The sequence below is a fragment of the Proteus sp. G4415 genome (genome assembly GCF_963896075.1).
In the GTDB taxonomy this organism is placed as follows: domain Bacteria; phylum Pseudomonadota; class Gammaproteobacteria; order Enterobacterales; family Enterobacteriaceae; genus Proteus; species Proteus mirabilis.
The window spans coordinates 1-19,983 of sequence record NZ_CAWQOK010000135.1 but is presented as its reverse complement, the minus strand read 5'-3'; the positions used below and the strand labels follow the sequence as shown (position 1 = coordinate 19,983).

Genomic DNA, 19,983 nt, shown 5'->3' with positions numbered 1-19,983 from the left:
ATCAATTACTCCTAAATCGCTGCGCGTAATGCTTCTTTGATAAGTGTTTCACTATCAGCACCCGCCGTTGCTACCCGACTAATCATCTTGGCAGCTTCTTGTGGTTTATAACCTAAGGCAATTAAGGCAGCGGAAGCTTCTGCTTCAATATCTGCAGCAGATGGCGCTTTCGATGATGCACTGGCTGGTAGCTCAATATCGCCGTTTTGTTCAAATAGATCGCCATTAAGCCCTTTGAAGCGATCTTTCATTTCAACCACTAATCGTTCTGCGGTTTTTTTACCGACTCCCGGTAATTTAACTAATGAGGAGATGGATTCATTTTCAATTGCGGTGACAAATTGGCGTGCAGACATTCCTGATAAAATAGCCAGTGCTAGCTTAGGCCCTACACCATTGACTTTTATCAATTCACGAAACAATGCCCGTTCTTGTTTTTGATTAAAACCATATAGTAATTGCGCATCTTCACGAACAATAAATTGTGTGTAGATAATCGCCTCTTGACCAATATCAGGTAACTCATAAAAACAGGTCATAGGCATATTTATTTCATAACCCACCCCATTACCCGCTTCGATCAGCACCACTGGTGGCTGTTTTTCAAGAATAACGCCTCTAATACGTCCTATCACCCTAACGCCTCCGCAAAAATATTGACGCCAAATTTATAACATAAAAAAAGCTGGACGTATATCCAGCCTGCGAAAAACTAATCTGTTTTACCAACAGATAGCCTATCTTAATCTTCCTCGCGTTAAAACAAGACGCGGATCACCTACACGCAATAAGTTTTGATTAAAGTGACAGTGTGTAATCGCAATCGCTAGCGCATCTGCAGCATCTGCCTGTGGCGCTGCAGATAGTTTTAAGATTGAGCGTACCATATGTTGTACTTGGCTTTTATCGGCTCCCCCTGTTCCTACCACACTCTGTTTTACTTGACGTGCCGCATATTCAAATACGGGAAGATCATTATTGACTGCTGCTAAAATCGCCACACCTCTTGCTTGGCCTAATTTTAATGCCGAGTCTGCATTTTTTGCCATAAAGACTTGTTCAACAGAAAATACATCGGGTGAAAATTGAGTGATGATTTCACTGACTCCCGCATAAATGCGTTTCAGTCGGCTTGGTAGATCAGGAACCTGTGTACGAATACATCCGCTTCCTAAATAGATAAGTTGTCGCCCTTGTTGGCGAATTACGCCATATCCCGTGACACGAGAGCCAGGGTCAATACCTAAAATAATAGCCATAACAATTCCTATGGCGGATAAGGTCGATGGCGAGAGAAAAGAGCAAATACGCTTGCTCTGCTCTTCTCTTCGCACTATTCAACGCAGTGTAAAACACCACTATTGGCCGTTATCGTGATACCAATTACAGAATATCTTCCAGTTGTTTTGCAACTTCATCAGAGATATCACCGTTGTGATACACTTCTTGCACATCGTCGCTATCTTCTAGCATATCGATAAGGCGCATTAATTTTGGTGCGGTATCAATATCAAGCTCTGCTTTTGTTGATGGGATCATGGAAACTTCCGCTGATTCAGCGACAAAACCCGCAGCATCCATGGCATCTTTTACTTCACCGAAAGCTTCAGGGGTTGTGTAAACGTCAATAGCACCATCATCATAAGTTTCAACGTCTTCTGCACCCGCTTCTAGTGCGGCTTCCATGACGGCATCTTCGTCAACACCCGGTGCATAAGAGATAACACCTTTTTTGGTAAAGAGATAAGATACCGAACCGTCCGTTCCTAAGTTACCACCTGTTTTGGTGAAGGCATGGCGAACATCGGAAACAGTACGGTTACGATTATCACTTAAACATTCAACCATAACAGCAGTACCACCAGGGCCGTAGCCTTCATAAATGATGGTTTCCATATTATCGTTTTCATCATTTCCCGCACCGCGAGCAATTGCGCGGTTTAGTGTGTCACGAGTCATGTTGTTAGATAATGCTTTATCAACTGCCGCACGTAAACGTGGGTTAGTTGCAGGATCACCACCACCTAAACGTGCTGCTGTAACTAATTCACGAATAATTTTAGTGAAAATCTTACCGCGTTTCGCATCTTGCGCTGCTTTACGGTGTTTAGTATTGGCCCATTTACTATGACCTGCCATGAAAATATCTCCAAACGTGGTCTAATAATTAAATAACAAATTCTTCAATCGCTTGCTGATTGCTGGCTGACTTAGTTAATTTTGCCGCCAGTGGCGCATCTAACCATTGGTATTGCGTATGCTCAGTCAGTTCAATTTCCCGTTCAGAGGGAAGTGCTAACATAAACCAATGTTCCTGACAATGTGTCACATTAGGCGCATAACGATGGCGAAAGTGTGCGAATATCTCAAAAATAATTGAACGATGGCAATCCACCAGCTCAAGATTTTCTTTTATGATATCAATTCCTACTTCTTCCTGCACTTCTCGTAATGCGGCCTGATAAGGTGTTTCGCCCTCTTCAAGGCTCCCTGTCACAGATTGCCAGAAATCAGGATCATCTCGACGCTTCAGCATAAGCACCCGCTTAGTCTGTTTGGCATAGATAACAACTAAAACACATACTGGGTGCTTATATTTCATCATTTACTCGTTATCTGTGCTAACTTCTTTTTCTGTCACTTGAATAGCCAGCTCTTTTAACGCGTCTTCATTTGCAAAACTTGGTGCATTGGTCATTAAGCAAGCCGCTGCCGTGGTTTTCGGGAACGCGATAACATCACGGATATTATCTGTTCCTGTTAATAACATCACTAAGCGGTCTAAACCAAATGCTAACCCTGCATGCGGTGGTGTACCAAATTTTAGCGCATCTAATAAGAAACCGAATTTCTCACGTTGCTCATCCGGAGTAATACCTAAAATGCTAAATACCGCTTGTTGCATTTCATTACGATGGATACGCACTGAGCCACCACCAACTTCATAACCGTTAATGACCATATCATAGGCATTAGCTACAGCGCCTACAGGATGTGCGGTTAGCTCTGCCGGTGTGAGATCTTTTGGTGAAGTAAATGGATGGTGCATTGCACTTAGGCTGCCGGTATCTTCATCTTCTTCAAACATTGGGAAATCAATAACCCACAGTGGTTTCCATGCGTTAAGATCAGTTAGTTCCAGATCACGACCGACTTTCAGGCGCAACGCTCCCATAGCATCACTCATGGTACCTTGACGACCCGCACCAAAGAAAATTAAGTCGCCATCTGTTGCATTTGTTGCCGCTAAGATGCTGTTAACCACATCATTAGTCAGGAATTTAGCAATAGGGCTTTGTACCCCTTCGATACCTTTTGCCTTTTCATTGACTTTCATCCACGCTAGGCCTTTGGCACCATAAATACTGACAAATTGAGTATATTCGTCGATATTTTTACGAGTTAACGATGCACCACCCGGTACATGTAACGCGATAACACGACATTTTTCATCATTAGCCGCTTGTGCAAAGACGCTAAACTCAACATTTTTCACTAAATCAGCAATATCGATGAGTTCCATTGGGTTACGTAGGTCTGGTTTATCAGAGCCGTAACGACGCATAGCCTCTGCAAAGGTCATGACAGGGAATGCCCCTAAATCAACATTCAGGATATCTAGCCACAATGCGTGGATCATGCGCTCCATCACTTCACGCACTTGTTCTGCGGTCATGAAAGAGGTTTCAACATCGATTTGGGTAAATTCAGGTTGGCGATCAGCACGTAAATCTTCATCACGGAAACATTTTACGATTTGATAATAGCGATCAAAACCAGACATCATTAACAGCTGTTTGAAAAGCTGTGGTGATTGAGGTAATGCGTAGAATTTACCTTTATGAACACGACTTGGTACTAAATAGTCACGCGCACCTTCTGGCGTTGCTTTAGTTAGCATTGGCGTTTCTACATCAAGGAACCCTTCACCATCCATAAAGCGACGAACAAAACTTGTGATTTTCGCACGAGTTTTTAGGCGTTGTGACATTTCAGGGCGACGTAAATCTAAATAACGATAAGTTAAACGACGCTCTTCTGTATTCGTTTGGTTGCTATCTAAAGGTAGCGCTTCAGAACGGTTAAAAATAGACAGCGATTCTGCCGCTAGTTCAATTTCACCTGTTGCCATATTTTTATTAACTTGGCTATCAGGGCGAGCACGTACTGTTCCTGTGACTTGAATACAAAATTCATTACGCAGTTCTGAAGCCTGTGAAAATGCCTCTTTCTGCTCTGGGTCAAAAAAGACCTGAACGATACCTTCACGATCTCGCATATCAATAAAGATAAGTCCACCTAAGTCACGGCGGCGGTTAACCCAACCACAAAGAGTCACTTTTTGGCCCACATGGGCGCTATTCAACTGCCCACAATAATTAGTACGCATACAATATCCTTTTACTCAGCTTGTTGTGCTTTCTGCTGCGGAAATTTTGGCAATAGTCTTTTTCGAGTAGTGTCAAAAAAAAAGGCAGACATTATAACGAAAATTCTTCCCGACGATAAGAGTATAGACCTAGATTATATGATACATCTTTTCAAGGATTTGCTAATCCCAAAATAATTAATTAATAATAATTATTTATAGCGACATAAATCGCTTTGAGGTTTATCATTAAATTCGCCGTTTTTTTAGTTTTGGCAATGGAGAAAAGATGGTTAGCTCGCTTTATATCGTATTGGGCGCACTATTATTGATTAAATTGTCCCTAAATGTTGTAAAACTTAGAACACAATATCGAGTTGCATACGGTGATGGTGGTTTTTATGAGTTACAAACCGCTATTCGCGTCCATGGTAATGCAGTGGAATACATCCCTATTTCTATGATTTTATTACTTATCATGGAAATGAATGGCGCCTTTGTTTGGATGGTACATATTTGTGGCTCCATTTTAATAGCCGGTCGTCTTCTTCACTCTTACGGGTTGAAACACCGCGAGATACGCTGGCGTCGCTCTGGTATGGCCGCAACCTATTTATCAATGGTCTTAATGATCCTTGCTAATATTTACTTCCTTCCTTGGATACAAATTTTTTCCTTCTACTATTAATACCACAAGGAAAATATGATCATCCATGATCACAATAGACATCCTTGCTGTTGAGTCTAATAACGGCAAGGTATCGAAAAGGTTTACCTGTTTTTCTAATTTATTTCTAAATAATGCAACTTTGTGAGCAACGTCGCTTCTGGTAGAATACCCGCTTCTTTTATTCTTTAAGTCTATTTTAGTTATGTCTAATTCAAAATCAGCACCACAAGACAACTTATTTGCGACACCTATTGCTAATCTTGGTGACTGGCGCTTTGATGAAAAAGTCGCTGAAGTGTTCCCTGATATGATCAAACGCTCAGTGCCCGGTTACTCCAATATTATTTCCATGATAGGCATGTTAGCGGGTCGTTTTGTCACCCCTCATAGCCAAGTTTATGACTTAGGATGTTCGTTAGGTGCTGCTACCCTTTCTATGCGTCGTAATATCGATGTAGCGGGATGTAAAATTATTGGTGTTGATAATTCACCTGCGATGGTTGAGCGTTGTCAACGTCATATTGATGCTTATAAAGCAGCAACACCCGTTGAAATTATTGAAGGCGATATCCTTGATATTGACATTAATAATGCCTCAATGGTTGTCCTTAATTTCACCTTACAATTTTTAGCCCCTGATAATCGCCAAAGATTATTAAATCGAATTTACCAAGGGTTAAATCCTGGTGGGGTTTTAGTGTTATCAGAAAAATTCAGTTTTCAAGATAAACAAATTGGTGAATTACTGTTTAATATGCACCACGACTTTAAACGTGCTAATGGCTACAGTGAATTAGAGATTAGTCAAAAACGTAGTATGTTAGAAAATGTGATGCTCACTGATCCTGTTGAAACACATAAATCACGCTTACATCAAGCAGGTTTTCCTCATGCTGAAGTTTGGTTCCAATGTTTTAATTTTGGCTCTCTGTTAGCCATCAAAGGCGAATAATCATGATAAATTTTAGCTCATTTTATCAACATATTGCGCAAGATGAACGGTTATTTCATTGGCTTGATACGCTGCCGGCACAATTATCAGAATGGCGCGCCCATGCTTTACATGGCCATTTTGCTTCATGGGAAAGAATGCTGGAAAACTTACCTGAGATTACGCCCTCTGAACTTAATTTAAAGCAAGGTGTTATCGCCAATAAAACCCCAGCATTAAGTACCGGTGAACAACTTGGTTTAACGAATATTCTAAAAGCGTTAATGCCATGGCGCAAAGGCCCTTTTTCTCTTTATGGTGTCAATATTGATACTGAATGGCGTTCAGACTGGAAATGGGATCGCGTATTGCCCCATCTTTCGCCTCTTAAAGGCCGATTAGTTTTAGATGTTGGTTGTGGCAGTGGTTATCATATGTGGCGGATGCTTGGTGAAGGGGCTGATTTTGTTGTCGGTATCGATCCCACTCAGCTCTTTTTATGCCAATTTGAAGCAGTCAGAAAATTATTAGGTAACGATCAGCGTGCCCATTTAATTCCTGTCGGCATTGAACAAATGCCAGAACTAAATGCTTTTGATACGGTATTTTCAATGGGGGTTCTTTACCACCGTCGTTCACCACTTGATCATCTTTGGCAATTGAAAAATCAGCTCGTTTCTGGTGGTGAATTAGTATTAGAGAGTCTTGTGATTGATGGTGATGAATTCCAATGTTTAATTCCTGGTGAGCGTTATGCACAGATGCGTAATGTGTACTTTATACCGTCAGCCAAAATGCTCAAAGTATGGTTAGAAAAATGCGGTTTTAAAGATGTACGCATTGTTGATGAAAATGTCACATCACTCGAAGAGCAACGTAAAACGGATTGGATGGTGAGTGATTCATTAGAAGCATTCTTAGATCCTCTCGATCACACCAAAACCGTTGAAGGCTATCCAGCTCCTAAACGGGCAATTTTAATTGCGACTAAACCTTAATTAACCACGAGTCATTTCTATAAGAAGGGTATTTATCAATAATACCCTTTTTATAACCTGTTGGTTTTATTTTCTGTTTATATAAAATCCCCGTGTCTATAAACAATAAATTTTATTTGAGTATTGATTAAGGTTTTTTTGTCATTATAATTCTTCATGATTTTATCTTTTTTCTCCCCAAGAGGTACTTCCCTACAATGAACTAAATTCTGCCAGAAAATTCTCTCAATACCGTTTTGGTATCCATTTTCTGTTACTGGCAGACACTCGTTTATTGCTCTATAAACTCAATTAAGATCATTGCTGTCTGCCACCTATTTTTTAGGAGGCTTAATTATGACGATCGCCTGTCAATTTTCTCAGCTTAATATTGAATTCAATCAAGAAGCGCTTTTCCCACCGCTGACTCATTCACTGGCTTGCCAAAGAAATGCTTTAATTGGTCAGAACGGTAAAGGAAAATCGGTGCTGTTAAAATTGTTAGCACAAAAACTATTGCCTTCATCAGGCCATATCATGTGGCGTATGCCTTTTATTCATGTCGATCAGCTTACTCGCCTAACAGGTAACACCATTGCTGATGCTTTAGGTATAGATACTTTTTTTCAAGCATTTAAACGGGTTGATAACGGCAGTGCTTCATTAGAAGATTTTGAGTTACTTGAAGATAAGTGGCATTTGCCCATGACTTGGCAAAATTTACTTCATTCAGCACAACTGCCGGTTTCACTTGATACACCTATTCCCCACTTAAGTGGTGGTGAGCAAACGCGTTTAGCATTATGTCAGGCTTTTTTACATGACGATCATTTTCTATTATTAGATGAACCAGATAACCATCTAGATCATCAAGGTCAGCAATGGCTCGTTGAACAATTAATGCAGCATAAATCAGGTGTATTATTTATTAGCCATAATCGACATTTATTATCTTATGCTGAAAATATATTTGAACTGAGTGAAAAAGGCTTACAAGAATATGGCGGTAATTATTCGCTTTATGAAACACAAAAAAATGCGCAAATAGCCTCAATCGAAGCTGCAAATGAGCGTATCAATAGTCAAATAAAACAGGAAAAACGCCAACAACATGTAACATTACAAAAAGCATTACAGCGACGTAAACAAGGTGAAAAGATAAGAAACAGCGGCTCTCAATCACTGTTACTTCTTGATATGCAAACCAATCGAGCTGAGAAAAAACAGTCATCAATAGCTAAACGACATCAGCGCGTTATGGATGATATGCAGTCACAAAAACAACAGTTAGAACAAGAGTTAACTCATATTCATCAGCAAAAATTAATATTAAACTATCAAGGTGATGGCCAACGGTTAAATGTATTTGCCACAGAGCTTGTTTTACCTTTTGGCAAGCAAACTCCCTACTCCTTTTCCGCTTATGGTGGTGAACATTGGTATATACAAGGTAAAAATGGCAGCGGTAAGTCAACCTTATTAAAATGTTTAATGGGCAAGCTATCCCCGTTATCCGGCGAATATCGTCTCAACCCAAATTATTGCTATCTTGATCAACATTTAACTTTATTAGATAAATCATTACCCGTTGCTGAAGCGTTATATCAATATCAGCCATTAATGACCATTGAGCAGTGGCGCACAAAACTGGGTATGTTACGTATTCGAGGTAACAAGTCTTTATTTCCTTTAGGAACACTCAGTGGCGGTGAGCAATTAAAAGCAACACTATTAGCATTAATTTATAGTCCTCAACCCCCTGCCGTTTTATTATTAGATGAACCAGATAATTATTTAGATTTAGACTCTAAACAATTATTGGAAAATTTATTATCTCAATATCAAGGAACATTATTATTAATCTCTCACGATGAAGATTTTGTTAAACAATGTGGTATAACAAATACATTATTACTCTAATAGCAACATACCAAACTAATTAACCCCCACGTTAAAACAGTATAGACGCTAGAAGCAATAAAAAATTTTAGCGTCTTTACTACTAATAATCTTTTTATTTTTAATCTTAACGATAAATATTATTAGCAGTTTCTATTGTTTTATTTTATTTTTTGGATATTTATTTTTAACAGTCTGTTAATTATAAAACTTAACTCAATAAACACTATTTCAATATTATTCTCCACTGTGAGGAATTTTATAATATAAAAAGCAGTAAAACATTTGCTAACTTTAATCTTTAACTTATTCATTATTAATGAGGATCTATTTTAATTTTTATCAAATTATTGTTAGCCAAATGGAGAAAACTTTATGTTAAAACATTATTTATTAGCCATTATTATAGGGTGCAGTATATTTCCTGCCTTCTCTGCCACTATGCCATCAAAGCAAGATAATAGTCCCGCGCCAGCAGCAAAATGGAATTGCTGGGGAAGAAAAGAAGTGAATATGTCTAATCGAAATATCAATAATAAATCGGTCAGTTTAAAGTTAAGTACTGATATTTGTGATAGAAAAGATCTAAGACCATTATTTATCGATGTTTATCTACACAAGATATCCTTTAAAGGGGCGAAATACGATGGGATAACTATTGATATTATCGCCAATGCCACTCATAAATTAACAGGGAAAACACAAGAAATAAGATCAACAGAAAATATTAATAACATAGATGAACATGTGCAGAGATTGCAGTTTAGCGCAGTGCGCTCGGGGGATTATAACGTAGATATAAAACAGATATGGCTTATTTTTAGGGATCATGGTAAAGCAGTAGGTTCATTTCAGATAACAGGGGATAATGCTCGTAATGGCGAGGCTTATATCGAATCTCATATCACCTATAATGCAATGCTTTCTCTCATTGAGAATGCAAAATCAGAAACATTAACAACTGGAAAACCAAGTCATATCGTTTTTGGTGGTCATTATGAAATTCCAATGAATGCAGGCTCAGGAACCTATACATTAGCCAATAACGGCAATCTACTGATTATTCCTAGGATCCATGAAAAAGAAAAATACCTTATTCCTCATCTATTAGGTGATACTCATCAAGGCGAGGCAGCCCGCTGCGAAGGTAATACAAATGCTAAAACACAGGATGGCACTTCACAGACTGCGGAGCTTTATACCCCAGAACAGGCATGGAACAAACTAGATAAACCGTTAGTGGCTTTAAATGCAAACTATTTTGATGTTCGTCCTCAACTCAATAACACCACTTGGCAGAGTAATCTTTGCTCAGTACCATTAGGGATATATTACGATAATATCGCGCAAGGGCCCACTCATGGTACTCATAACGAGCCCAATCAGTTTTTTGCAGGGCCTAATTACTTTATCAATAACAATAATGAGCAAATCGCATTAGATGCACTGTTTTGGGTGTTAGATCAAACATCTAGGATAGATATCTACTATAGCAAAAAAGTATCTGATCCTGCGATTGAACTGTATGCCAATGAACTCTCTTTATCAGGATATCACTTTATTGCTATATCAGGCTCCGGTTTACCTGTTCGCGGATTAACACCGCTTCCTACCCCTGATTCTGGCGATTCAGAGACAACCCGACTCGCAATGGGTGCCGATGATAACAATAGCCTTATTTATATTTTCCAAGGTGGTAGTTATAGAGAGGGAATAAGCCGCAATGATCTGCATCATTTATATTATGGCCTTAGCATTGCGCAATCTATGGAGTTAGATGGCGGTGGTTCAGCTGCGCTGGCTTTAAAGGCAGATGAATTCACAGTGAGAGGTGATACAAGGCCTGATTCATCTTGTAACGAAGCAGGTTTGTGGTGCTCTTTGATAACACAACCTGACGGAAAACATCGCCCCGTTCCATCTTGGATTGGTCTGGCTATTAATAATCTAGCTATTGGTCAATAAGTTTAATAAAGGGAGTGAAACACTATCACTCCCTTTCGATATATAAAAGATTATATTAATTAACAGATGTTGTATAAATACTCATAATGTCCTTCATTGCCCCCACCACATCTTCATCCACACAATAATGGGTAAATTCATCCACTTCGCTGTCTGAACTCATGGTGACCCCCGCTTTACGATAATTCATTGTCGAGGGTGCTTGTTTGCCCGCTGAGCTATGGATCTCTTGTAATCCCGAGTCTAAAAATTTCTGAATATTACTTAAACGAACTCCCGCCCCCGCCATGATAATCGGCCCTTGGGTTTTTTCATTCAGTGTTCTTAATAGAGGTAAGCCTAATTCAGCATTAGCTTGCTGACCTGAAGTTAAAATACGAGCAACACCTAATTGAGTCAGCTGATCTAACGCTAGCAATGGATTAATACACATATCAAAAGCGCGATGAAACGTAATGGCTAAAGGCCCTGCTAATTCCATCAAAATCGCCATTTTAGGTAAATCAATGTGACCTTCTTCATTTAATATACCAACCACAGCACCGGAAAACCCCATATCACGGATCATACTGATATCGTTTTTCATCGCAGCAAAATCGGCTTGGCTATAACAAAAATCACCACCACGCGGACGAATAATAGGATGAACGGGGATACGAACGAGATCTATGACTTGTTTTAATATTCCATAACTCGGTGTTACACCCCCTTCTGACGGGCTTGTACACAGCTCAATTCTATCAGCCCCCGAACGTTCTGCGATCAGTGCGCATTCTGCACCAAAGCAGCAAATCTCCAGTTTTGCCATACCACCCCTCTCTATCCTTAATACAGAAAGCAATTAGAAAATAACGATATTTCTCAGCAACTACTATCAGTAATTGTTAATAATAGTTGTCGAATATCGTTACTCATTCAATTCCAATATCAGAATTTTGTGCTGATACAAGCAATTTATTTTCTAAAAATGTTGTTCAACACTCACTTTCTACAATTTTCAGTAAGGAATATGGGTGATACTTTATGGTAACGATACCATCGGTTATGGCAACGGTTGGATTAGGTAAACGTTCTTTTTCAGCTTTAGGTTCACTTATTTTAATTTTAATCCCTTCAGGTAAAGGATGGGGTAATAATGTCATCACCTTTTCAACTAATTTTTCAGGGGCAACATTTATTACCTGTTCAATATGTTCCCAACCTTGATATTGGTATTTTTTATCTGTTGGATAAGGTAACTCAACAATAGATATTTGCTGGCCTAACAGTGTTAAAGGTGAGGCTAGCTTAAAGAGATAAATAGGTCGCCCATTAATCATATTATCTGAAATACACTCGCCACATTGACTTAAGCCATTACGCCACTGTTCTGCTAACGCCAAATCGTGACAACGTAACGATATATGATCGGTTTGATAAGCATCAAGGTCGAGGGATAGTTTATTCGCCAGTAGAGTTAAATTTTTTGCAAATAGAGGAAGCTCTTGCGTTAAGTTATTTAAGAAAGGAATTGCGGAAAAAAGCACCATGATAAGTAACCTAAGAGAAAAAACAGAGAAAAACCCTTAAAGATAAGGCGCAGATAGTAGCATGTTCTAGCTAGAATATGTTATAAATTCAAGGTTAAATTCATATTCTTTATAAAAACCTGTCTGGCTAATGTCGTCAGGTTTTATTTTCTCAATAATTTAAGGTAACCCGGTGAATATTCAGGCTTTTCTTTCAGAAAAAATCAGTATGGCGATGAGCGCTGCTGGCGCCCCTGCTGATAGCGAACCACTTGTCCGTCAGTCAGCTAAAGTGCAATTTGGTGACTATCAGGCGAATGGTGTCATGGGAGCGGCAAAAAAAATGGGTATCCCACCCCGACAACTCGCAGAAAAAATTCTGGAACACCTTGATATCACAGATATTGCAGATAAAGTTGAAATAGCAGGCCCTGGTTTTATCAATATCTTCTTATCACCCGTTTGGGTTGCACAACAAGCTGAATTCGCATTAGCGGATGAGCACCTTAATATTACCAAGGTAACCCCTGAAACGATTGTGATTGACTACTCATCACCTAACGTTGCAAAGCAAATGCATGTGGGTCACTTGCGTTCAACCATTATTGGTGATGCCAGCGCACGTACTCTCTCTTTTTTAGGTCATAATGTTATTCGCGCTAATCACCTTGGTGATTGGGGTACGCAATTCGGTATGCTGATTGCTTATTTAGAGAAAAAGCAAAATGAAAATGCCGCAGATATGGCATTAGCGGATCTCGAAGAGTTCTATCGTGAAGCTAAGAAATGTTATGACGAAGATGAAGTATTCGCTGAACGTGCCCGTAATTATGTCGTTAGACTACAAGGTGGTGATGAATACTGTCGTACTATGTGGCGCAAGCTTGTCGATATCACAATGCAACAAAATCAGCTAACTTATCAACGCCTTAATGTCACTTTAACTGAAGATGATATTATGGGTGAAAGTCTTTATAACCCAATGTTGCCGGGTATTGTTGCTGATCTTAAAGCAAAAGGTCTTGCTGTTGAAAGTGAAGGCGCTACTGTTGTTTTCCTTGATGAATATAAAAACAAGGAAGGCGAACCAATGGGAGTCATTATTCAGAAAAAAGATGGTGGTTACCTTTATACAACAACGGATATTGCCTGTGCTAAATATCGCCATGAACAATTACATGCAAACCGCGTATTATATTACATCGACTCACGTCAACATCAGCATTTAATGCAGGCTTGGACTATCGTCCGTAAAGCAGGCTATATTCCTGATAGTATGTCACTCGAACACCATATGTTTGGCATGATGTTAGGTAAAGATGGGCGTCCATTTAAAACGCGCTCGGGTGGCACAGTACGTTTAACTGACTTACTCGATGAGGCTCATGAAAGAGCATTAACATTAATTCGCGAAAAAAATCCTGATATGGATGAAGAGGAATTAAATAATATTGCTCGTGTAGTGGGCATTGGTGCTGTTAAATACGCAGATTTATCAAAAAACAGAACCACCGATTATATTTTCGATTGGGATCTGATGTTAAGTTTTGAAGGTAATACTGCACCTTATATGCAATATGCCTATACTCGTGTTGCCTCTATCTTTAAACGTGCAGAAATAGATGAAAGCGCATTAACCCAGCCTATCTCATTAACACAGCCTCATGAAAAACAACTGGCACTACGTTTAGTACAGTTTGATGAGACTATCACGCAGGTTGCACGTGAAGGTACACCTCATGTGATGTGTGCATACTTATATGATTTAGCGCAGTCCTTCTCAGGTTTTTACGAGAACTGCCCTATTCTATCGGCCGAAGATGACAATGTACGCCAAAGCCGTCTTAAGCTAGCACGTTTAACAGCAAGAACCTTAAAGCAAGGCTTAGAGACTTTAGGTATTGAAACTGTCGATAGAATGTAATTAAGCCATTATATTTATCTAAAAAAACCGATGGTGAAATCACCATCGGTTTTTCATTATAGAAACTTAATAGATAGAAACTTAATAGCGAATTGATTAACCGTTACTATCTTAACTAACAATAAACCATGCCTTCACTAGTCTTCATTAGCCGTGATCACATCCTCACAGAGAAGACCAGAAACATCTTTAACATCAATCCAACCATCAACACTGTCTATTGGCTTATCTGGGCTGTATAAGCGCTGATCAACATCTTTTGCCGTAAAGCTGACTTGTTCATTAGTTTTATTAAATACGCCGACACAGTTAACAGGTGTCAGTTGAGAGGTTTTGATTTTTCCATCTGCAGTGCAACCAGCAAGAAATAATGTGGCTAATGATACCGAAAGGATAATGGCCTTTTTCATAATCGCTCCTAAAACACACTTTATTTTTTAGTGTGATAAAATACTCGTTAAATGATTATTTAGTAGTTTTTATTCTACATATTCAACGGTTATAACGCTTGATAGCTTAGTTAATTATAATAAATTAGATAGAAAATAATTTGCGTTATAGAGCTATTAATAGAAAAAATAAAGAAAGGTATTCAAGAATAAGAAAAGAGAGGGAAAAACAGAAAACAAAGACGGGAGAAATGAAAAAACCACTATCAGGTTTTAGACCTAAAATGAGTAGTTATAACTACTTACCAATCACAGATCCAAAATAAATTTCATTATTAACACAATCTACTGTTCACTGCTTATCCCTAGCAATCGCATTATCTATCCGAAGCGCAGACAAAATAGATATGATTGCTTTCAGTAGTACTGAACGATAACAAGCAAATAACTTTACAGTCACTGTTAATCTACCTGAATGAAAAAATAATAATATGTCTCAAATCAAAGAATTCAAATGTTTTAAAATATAGCTCAACATTTTGAAATATTCGTAATATCTCATCATTTAGTAAGAAATATTTAACAGATGTGTCAATTTTTAAACCTAAACAACACAAGAGAGTTTATCTAAAAAAAGATAATTTGTCAAAGCGTAAGTTGCTAGAAAATAGCGTCTATTTTTTTACTTTATGTAAAATATTACTTAAAGTACACAATTTGTCTAAACCCATCACCTTTAAAATATGTTAAGTTTTTCTTATTAATTAATGGTTAAATATGGGCTAATATAGGCAAAAAATGGAAAATTTATTTATTTGACAGAAAAAAAATTAATAAAAAAATAAATGTTTATCTCTTGTTTTCCTTCACGACTATTCGCTAGAAAATTTAATCATGTATTTTATTGCGTAAATTACATGGTATAAATGTGATCTAGATAACAATATTTTTTGTCTAAAATAAGAGAAAAACACTAACTATAGGTGATGTTAAATAGTGGTAATAAATAGACAACGCCCCACTTTGTTACACTCAGTGGGGCGCCAGTTTGACAATAAAATTATAATGCGCGTAGAGAAAAATGTTTCGGTCTAAATCCAACAGCATATAAAGTGACAAAATAACTTGCGGCACCTGCCACAACAACAAGTAATAAACGTAAAATACGCATTAGCATATTCCCTTGTTGCCAATCAGGCATCACCCATAGCATGCCGACTAATACAGCACTCATCACAGCTAACGCAATAGCAAGTTTTAATAAAAAGATAGGCCAACCCGCTAATGGTTGATAAATATCTTGTTTACGGATTTGCCAAAATAGCATTCCTGCATTAAAACAAGCGGCTAATCCAATCGAAAGAGCCAGTCCCACATGCTTTAAACTCCCAACAAAAGCAAGGTTCATTAATTGAGTCAAAATAAGCGTTGCAATGGCAATTTTAACCGGGGTTTTAATATCTTGGCGAGAATAAAAGCCCGGTGCTAATATTTTTATAATAATTAACCCCATTAACCCAATGCAATACGCCACTAATGCTTGTTGAGTCATTAGAGCATCATGCCCATTAAAATTACCATATTGAAATAACGAAATGGTTAAAGGGCCTGATAATAAAGCCAAACCCAAGGTACAAGGTAAAGCCAATAAAAAACAAAGCCTTAATCCCCAATCCATTAATTTCTGATATTCTTGTGTGTTGCCGCTGGCAAAACTTTTAGATAATGAAGGTAATAGAATTGTTCCTAATGCCACCCCTAACACACCAGTAGGAAGTTCCATTAGGCGATCGGCGTAATACATCCAAGAGACTGAGCCAGACACCAAGAATGAGGCAAAAATAGTATTGATGATCAGCGAAATTTGGCTGACAGAAACCCCTAAAATAGCGGGTCCCATCAATTTAATAACACGCCACACTCCGCTATTTTTAAACGAGATCCGCGGTAATACCAACATCCCTATTTTTTTCAGATGCGGAAGTTGATACCCCAACTGTAAAATTCCTCCTGCTAAAACAGCCCAAGCAAGCGCCATAATAGGTGGATCACAATAAGGAGCAACAACGAGAGCAAAAAAGATCATACTCACGTTTAACAACGTAGGTGCAAAAGCTGGAACAGAAAAGCGATTCCAAGTATTTAAAATAGACCCTGTTAATGATGCTAATGAAATTAATAAAATATAGGGAAAGGTGATTTTCAATAGATCCGTTGTGAGTTGGAATTTATCCGCTGAATCAGCAAAACCGGGTGCCGTAATATAAATAACCCACGGTGCGGCAACTATCCCTATTACTGTGACAATCGCTAAGATCAACGTCAGCATTCCCGATACATAAGCAATAAAGGTACGAGTTGCCTCTTCTCCCTGTTGACTTTTATACTCAGCTAAAATAGGAACAAATGCCTGTGAAAATGCGCCTTCGGCAAAAATGCGTCGCAATAGATTAGGTAGTTTAAAAGCAACAAAAAAAGCATCGGTTGCCATACCTGCGCCAAAAATACGCGCAATAATCGCATCACGAATAAAGCCCAGTACTCGTGAAAACATCGTCATCGAACTCACTGCAGCCAGTGATTTAAGTAAATTCATAGTTCATTCTAGTGTTTGTTGTGGTAAGGAATAAAAAGAAAGAGACTATACTCCGTCTCTCACACTGAAAAATCAATCATCAACTTGCTAGGAATACACTTAACTGTTTTTTTGATCAAAAAATAGTTCACCTTAGTCAAAAAACTCAATATTTTAATGTATATTCGCCATTATCCTTTGGGAAAAGGACGAGTTGTTAATGCGGTAAGTACATGATCACGCCATTCTTGATTTATCTGCAGATAATTTTTAGCGTAACCTTCTCGTTCAAAGCCATGTTTAGCCAATAAATTACCACTGCGTAAATTATGAGGCATATAATTTGCCATAATACGATGCATTCCTTGTTGACGTTGCATAAAGCGTAATGTTTCATGCAATGCTTCTGACATATAGCCTTGCCCTTGCCACTTCTCACCGACTGAATAACCTAAAAAGCAGGCATTAAAAGCACCACGCATGACATTGCTGTAATTAGCGACCCCAATGACTTCATCTTCTTTTGGCGTCAATAATAGAAAATGAAAAGCACTCTCTTGGCGATGCAATTCATTTATATAAAGTAAGCGGTGCTCCCACCCTGAAGGTAAATAGTGCGATTTATCTCTTACTGGCTCCCAAGGGATCAAGAAATGGCGGTTTAGTGTATAGTAATTAGCTAACTTCTCTGCATCTCTTTCATAAGCTAAGCGAACGATCATTCTTTTCGTTTCAAAACGAACTTTAGGGATCCCACTACGATAACCAAACATATCAGTCCTGTTGTATTTTTGATTAATCTTATTCTGAAGTAATCCTACTATTTCTAGCATTATCATCAATAAAAAAATATCATCTATAATAAGCTATCAATTAATAAAATTAACAGACAGAATAGATAAACAAAGCTCTGTCTTTGCCCTCCCTTTTATTTATTTTAAATCATTTGTTTAACTTATGGTGAATAATGGCACTGGTAACACAAGCTCGCACCTTGGGGAAATACTTTCTCCTCCTTGACAATATGCTGGTTGTTTTAGGATTTTTTGTCGTATTCCCTTTAATATCAATTCGGTTTGTTGAGCAATTAGGCTGGGCGGGTGTGATTGTCGGCTTTGCCCTTGGGTTAAGACAACTTGTTCAGCAAGGCTTAGGTATTTTTGGCGGTGCCATCGCCGACCGATTTGGTGCTAAGCCGATGATTATTACCGGTATGCTATTACGTGCTCTTGGCTTTGCATTAATGGCTTTAGCGGATAAACCTTGGATCCTTTGGTTATCTTGTATTTTATCTGCACTCGGTGGCACTTTATTTGATCCGCCAAGAACTGCCCTCGTGATAAAATTAACTCGCCCTTATGAACGGGGTCGGTTTTATTCTTTATTATTAATGCAAGATAGTGCGGGTGCCGTTATTGGGGCTTTAATTGGCAGTTGGTTACTCCTTTATGATTTCCATTTAGTTTGTTGGGTTGGCGCTGGCATATTCGTTCTTGCGGCTATTTTTAATGCTTGGTTACTACCTGCCTATCGTATATCAACCACGAGAACACCGATAAAAGAAGGGCTAAAACGCGTTATTCTTGATAAACGTTTTGTTCAGTATGTTCTTACTCTTACGGGATATTTTGTACTATCGGTACAAGTTATGCTGATGTTTCCGATCGTTGTTAATGAAATTGCCGGCACCCCTAGCGCAGTAAAATGGATGTATGCAATTGAAGCTTTATTATCATTAACACTGCTTTATCCTATTGCCCGTTGGAGTGAAAAACATTTTCGCCTAGAACAACGCTTAATGGCAGGATTATTTTTGATGAGTATCAGTATGTTTCCTGTGGGGATCACCCACTCATTACATGCCATATTTCTTATTATCACCCTATTTTACCTAGGCACTATTACCGCAGAGCCTGCTCGAGAAACATTAAGTGCCTCTTTAGCAGATCCTCGTGCTCGAGGCAGTTATATGGGTTTTAGTCGATTAGGGTTAGCTTTTGGTGGCGCGATTGGCTATACCGGAGGGGGATGGATGTATGATATTGGCAAACAACTTGAACTGCCTGAACTACCTTGGTTTTTATTAGGCTCAATAGGGTTTATCACCCTTTACGCACTACATCGACAATTTAATCGTAAAAAAATTGAAACAGCCATGCTTACCCCATAGAGATCAGGTACACTTAGCGTGTTTACCATCAAGGAGTGTGTATGAAAGCTATTTTTTTGACTGCTTTATTTGTATTAACTAGTTTAGTGACTGGCTGTGATCAAATCAGACAATTTGATGTCAGTGAAAAGGTAATTAATGACTATCTGAGTCAAAAATCGGGATTACAAAAACACATTGGGGAAGACGGTGTTGTTTCTGCCGATATCACATTAAGTGATTTAGCGATCCAAATTGGTCGTACTGAGCCTGGAAAAGTGAGCTTTTCTGGTAGTGCTTCTCTTAAAATTGATTCTTTGTTTGGCAAAACTGGCGCGAATGTGAATTTAACTTTATCAGGCCAACCCTTTTATCAAGCAGAGCTTGGGGCGATATATATCAAGTCAATGAAAATTGATAGCTATAAAGTGTCTCCTGAAAAAATGGAGCCGGTTGTAATGGCATTAAAACCTTACTTAGATACGACTATTGCGACTTATTTTGATAATCAGCCTGTTTATGTGCTCAACCCTGAAAAAAATAGTGCAGAAGCGGCTGCCTTTAAATTAGCAAAAGGGATTGAAGTTAAACCGGGTAAGTTTGTGATCCAACTTTAATCACAAAATG

Annotated in this window: 18 protein-coding genes; 8 read left to right on the top strand and 10 right to left on the bottom strand. The window is 38.5% G+C overall.

Features of this window, described 5'->3' with window-relative positions; translation table 11 throughout:
• Positions 1–11: 11 nt before the first annotated feature.
• The 5 genes from ruvA to aspS all read right to left on the bottom strand — a co-directional run bounded on the left by ruvA (position 12) and on the right by aspS (position 4,390).
• Entirely contained in the window at positions 12–635 is a 624-nt protein-coding gene (gene ruvA / locus AACU95_RS14425; protein WP_004242731.1) for a Holliday junction branch migration protein RuvA, read from the bottom strand.
• A 102-nt stretch (positions 636–737) separates the two neighbouring features.
• Entirely contained in the window at positions 738–1,259 is a 522-nt protein-coding gene (gene ruvC / locus AACU95_RS14420; RefSeq protein WP_004242730.1) for a crossover junction endodeoxyribonuclease RuvC, read from the bottom strand.
• 124 nt (positions 1,260–1,383) lie between these two features.
• The gene (locus AACU95_RS14415; RefSeq protein ID WP_004242729.1) at positions 1,384–2,139 is read right to left on the bottom strand and encodes a YebC/PmpR family DNA-binding transcriptional regulator; all 756 of its coding nucleotides are present in this window, start codon (positions 2,137–2,139) and stop codon (positions 1,384–1,386) included.
• 28 nt (positions 2,140–2,167) lie between these two features.
• The gene (gene nudB, locus AACU95_RS14410; protein ID WP_004247981.1) at positions 2,168–2,602 is read right to left on the bottom strand and encodes a dihydroneopterin triphosphate diphosphatase; all 435 of its coding nucleotides are present in this window, start codon (positions 2,600–2,602) and stop codon (positions 2,168–2,170) included.
• Between the two features lie 3 nt (positions 2,603–2,605).
• A complete protein-coding gene (gene aspS, locus AACU95_RS14405) occupies positions 2,606–4,390 on the bottom strand; it encodes an aspartate--tRNA ligase (RefSeq protein ID WP_017628154.1) in 1,785 nt (594 codons plus the stop codon).
• Positions 4,391–4,658: 268 nt separating this feature from the next.
• Between aspS and AACU95_RS14400 the strand changes: the two genes are divergently transcribed.
• The 5 genes from AACU95_RS14400 (at position 4,659) to AACU95_RS14380 (ending at position 10,811) form a co-directional block, all read left to right on the top strand.
• Entirely contained in the window at positions 4,659–5,057 is a 399-nt protein-coding gene (locus tag AACU95_RS14400; protein WP_004242719.1) for an MAPEG family protein, read from the top strand.
• Between the two features lie 184 nt (positions 5,058–5,241).
• Positions 5,242–5,991, top strand: coding sequence for a carboxy-S-adenosyl-L-methionine synthase CmoA (gene cmoA, locus AACU95_RS14395; protein WP_004242718.1), 750 nt, complete (start codon positions 5,242–5,244; stop codon positions 5,989–5,991).
• 2 nt (positions 5,992–5,993) lie between these two features.
• Positions 5,994–6,968: a tRNA 5-methoxyuridine(34)/uridine 5-oxyacetic acid(34) synthase CmoB gene (cmoB, locus tag AACU95_RS14390; RefSeq protein ID WP_036894847.1), complete on the top strand. Its 975-nt coding sequence runs from the start codon at positions 5,994–5,996 to the stop codon at positions 6,966–6,968.
• A 336-nt stretch (positions 6,969–7,304) separates the two neighbouring features.
• Positions 7,305–8,867 (top strand): ATP-binding cassette domain-containing protein, encoded by a 1,563-nt coding sequence (locus tag AACU95_RS14385; RefSeq protein WP_161737102.1) that lies wholly within the window; start codon positions 7,305–7,307, stop codon positions 8,865–8,867.
• Positions 8,868–9,221: 354 nt separating this feature from the next.
• Positions 9,222–10,811, top strand: coding sequence for a phosphodiester glycosidase family protein (locus AACU95_RS14380; protein ID WP_141191965.1), 1,590 nt, complete (start codon positions 9,222–9,224; stop codon positions 10,809–10,811).
• Positions 10,812–10,866: 55 nt separating this feature from the next.
• On the opposite strand, the gene cutC is transcribed toward AACU95_RS14380, so the two are convergent.
• Together cutC and AACU95_RS14370 are read right to left on the bottom strand one after the other, a co-directional pair.
• Positions 10,867–11,619, bottom strand: coding sequence for a copper homeostasis protein CutC (gene cutC, locus AACU95_RS14375; RefSeq protein ID WP_004242710.1), 753 nt, complete (start codon positions 11,617–11,619; stop codon positions 10,867–10,869).
• Positions 11,620–11,785: 166 nt separating this feature from the next.
• A complete protein-coding gene (locus AACU95_RS14370; RefSeq protein ID WP_004242708.1) occupies positions 11,786–12,340 on the bottom strand; it encodes a VOC family protein in 555 nt (184 codons plus the stop codon).
• Between the two features lie 172 nt (positions 12,341–12,512).
• On the opposite strand from AACU95_RS14370, the gene argS reads away from it, so the two are divergent.
• On the top strand, positions 12,513–14,243 hold the full coding sequence (argS, locus tag AACU95_RS14365) for an arginine--tRNA ligase (RefSeq protein WP_004242704.1): 1,731 nt from the start codon (positions 12,513–12,515) through the stop codon (positions 14,241–14,243).
• 137 nt (positions 14,244–14,380) lie between these two features.
• On the opposite strand, the gene AACU95_RS14360 is transcribed toward argS, so the two are convergent.
• From AACU95_RS14360 to rimJ, 3 genes are all read right to left on the bottom strand, one after another.
• Positions 14,381–14,653: a hypothetical protein gene (locus tag AACU95_RS14360; protein WP_004247976.1), complete on the bottom strand. Its 273-nt coding sequence runs from the start codon at positions 14,651–14,653 to the stop codon at positions 14,381–14,383.
• 1,039 nt (positions 14,654–15,692) lie between these two features.
• Positions 15,693–17,228: a murein biosynthesis integral membrane protein MurJ gene (murJ, locus tag AACU95_RS14355; RefSeq protein ID WP_004242702.1), complete on the bottom strand. Its 1,536-nt coding sequence runs from the start codon at positions 17,226–17,228 to the stop codon at positions 15,693–15,695.
• A gap of 170 nt (positions 17,229–17,398) precedes the next feature.
• Positions 17,399–17,980: a ribosomal protein S5-alanine N-acetyltransferase gene (rimJ, locus tag AACU95_RS14350; protein WP_004251376.1), complete on the bottom strand. Its 582-nt coding sequence runs from the start codon at positions 17,978–17,980 to the stop codon at positions 17,399–17,401.
• A 194-nt stretch (positions 17,981–18,174) separates the two neighbouring features.
• On the opposite strand from rimJ, the gene mdtH reads away from it, so the two are divergent.
• Both mdtH and AACU95_RS14340 read left to right on the top strand, forming a co-directional pair.
• Positions 18,175–19,377 (top strand): multidrug efflux MFS transporter MdtH, encoded by a 1,203-nt coding sequence (mdtH, locus tag AACU95_RS14345; protein ID WP_012367855.1) that lies wholly within the window; start codon positions 18,175–18,177, stop codon positions 19,375–19,377.
• 41 nt (positions 19,378–19,418) lie between these two features.
• On the top strand, positions 19,419–19,973 hold the full coding sequence (locus AACU95_RS14340) for a lipoprotein (RefSeq protein WP_004247972.1): 555 nt from the start codon (positions 19,419–19,421) through the stop codon (positions 19,971–19,973).
• The last annotated feature ends 10 nt before the right edge of the window (positions 19,974–19,983 follow it).

Bases quoted from the DNA above. Each gene is read 5' to 3' on its own strand.
- ruvC (WP_004242730.1), bottom strand. From the start codon at position 1,259: ATGGCTATTATTTTAGGTATTGACCCTGGCTCTCGTGTCACGGGATAT.
- AACU95_RS14415 (WP_004242729.1), bottom strand. From the start codon at position 2,139: ATGGCAGGTCATAGTAAATGGGCCAATACTAAACACCGTAAAGCAGCG.
- nudB (WP_004247981.1), bottom strand. From the start codon at position 2,602: ATGAAATATAAGCACCCAGTATGTGTTTTAGTTGTTATCTATGCCAAA.
- aspS (WP_017628154.1), bottom strand. From the start codon at position 4,390: ATGCGTACTAATTATTGTGGGCAGTTGAATAGCGCCCATGTGGGCCAA.
- AACU95_RS14400 (WP_004242719.1), top strand. From the start codon at position 4,659: ATGGTTAGCTCGCTTTATATCGTATTGGGCGCACTATTATTGATTAAA.
- cmoA (WP_004242718.1), top strand. From the start codon at position 5,242: ATGTCTAATTCAAAATCAGCACCACAAGACAACTTATTTGCGACACCT.
- cmoB (WP_036894847.1), top strand. From the start codon at position 5,994: ATGATAAATTTTAGCTCATTTTATCAACATATTGCGCAAGATGAACGG.
- AACU95_RS14385 (WP_161737102.1), top strand. From the start codon at position 7,305: ATGACGATCGCCTGTCAATTTTCTCAGCTTAATATTGAATTCAATCAA.
- AACU95_RS14380 (WP_141191965.1), top strand. From the start codon at position 9,222: ATGTTAAAACATTATTTATTAGCCATTATTATAGGGTGCAGTATATTT.
- cutC (WP_004242710.1), bottom strand. From the start codon at position 11,619: ATGGCAAAACTGGAGATTTGCTGCTTTGGTGCAGAATGCGCACTGATC.
- AACU95_RS14370 (WP_004242708.1), bottom strand. From the start codon at position 12,340: ATGGTGCTTTTTTCCGCAATTCCTTTCTTAAATAACTTAACGCAAGAG.
- AACU95_RS14360 (WP_004247976.1), bottom strand. From the start codon at position 14,653: ATGAAAAAGGCCATTATCCTTTCGGTATCATTAGCCACATTATTTCTT.
- murJ (WP_004242702.1), bottom strand. From the start codon at position 17,228: ATGAATTTACTTAAATCACTGGCTGCAGTGAGTTCGATGACGATGTTT.
- rimJ (WP_004251376.1), bottom strand. From the start codon at position 17,980: ATGTTTGGTTATCGTAGTGGGATCCCTAAAGTTCGTTTTGAAACGAAA.
- mdtH (WP_012367855.1), top strand. From the start codon at position 18,175: ATGGCACTGGTAACACAAGCTCGCACCTTGGGGAAATACTTTCTCCTC.
- AACU95_RS14340 (WP_004247972.1), top strand. From the start codon at position 19,419: ATGAAAGCTATTTTTTTGACTGCTTTATTTGTATTAACTAGTTTAGTG.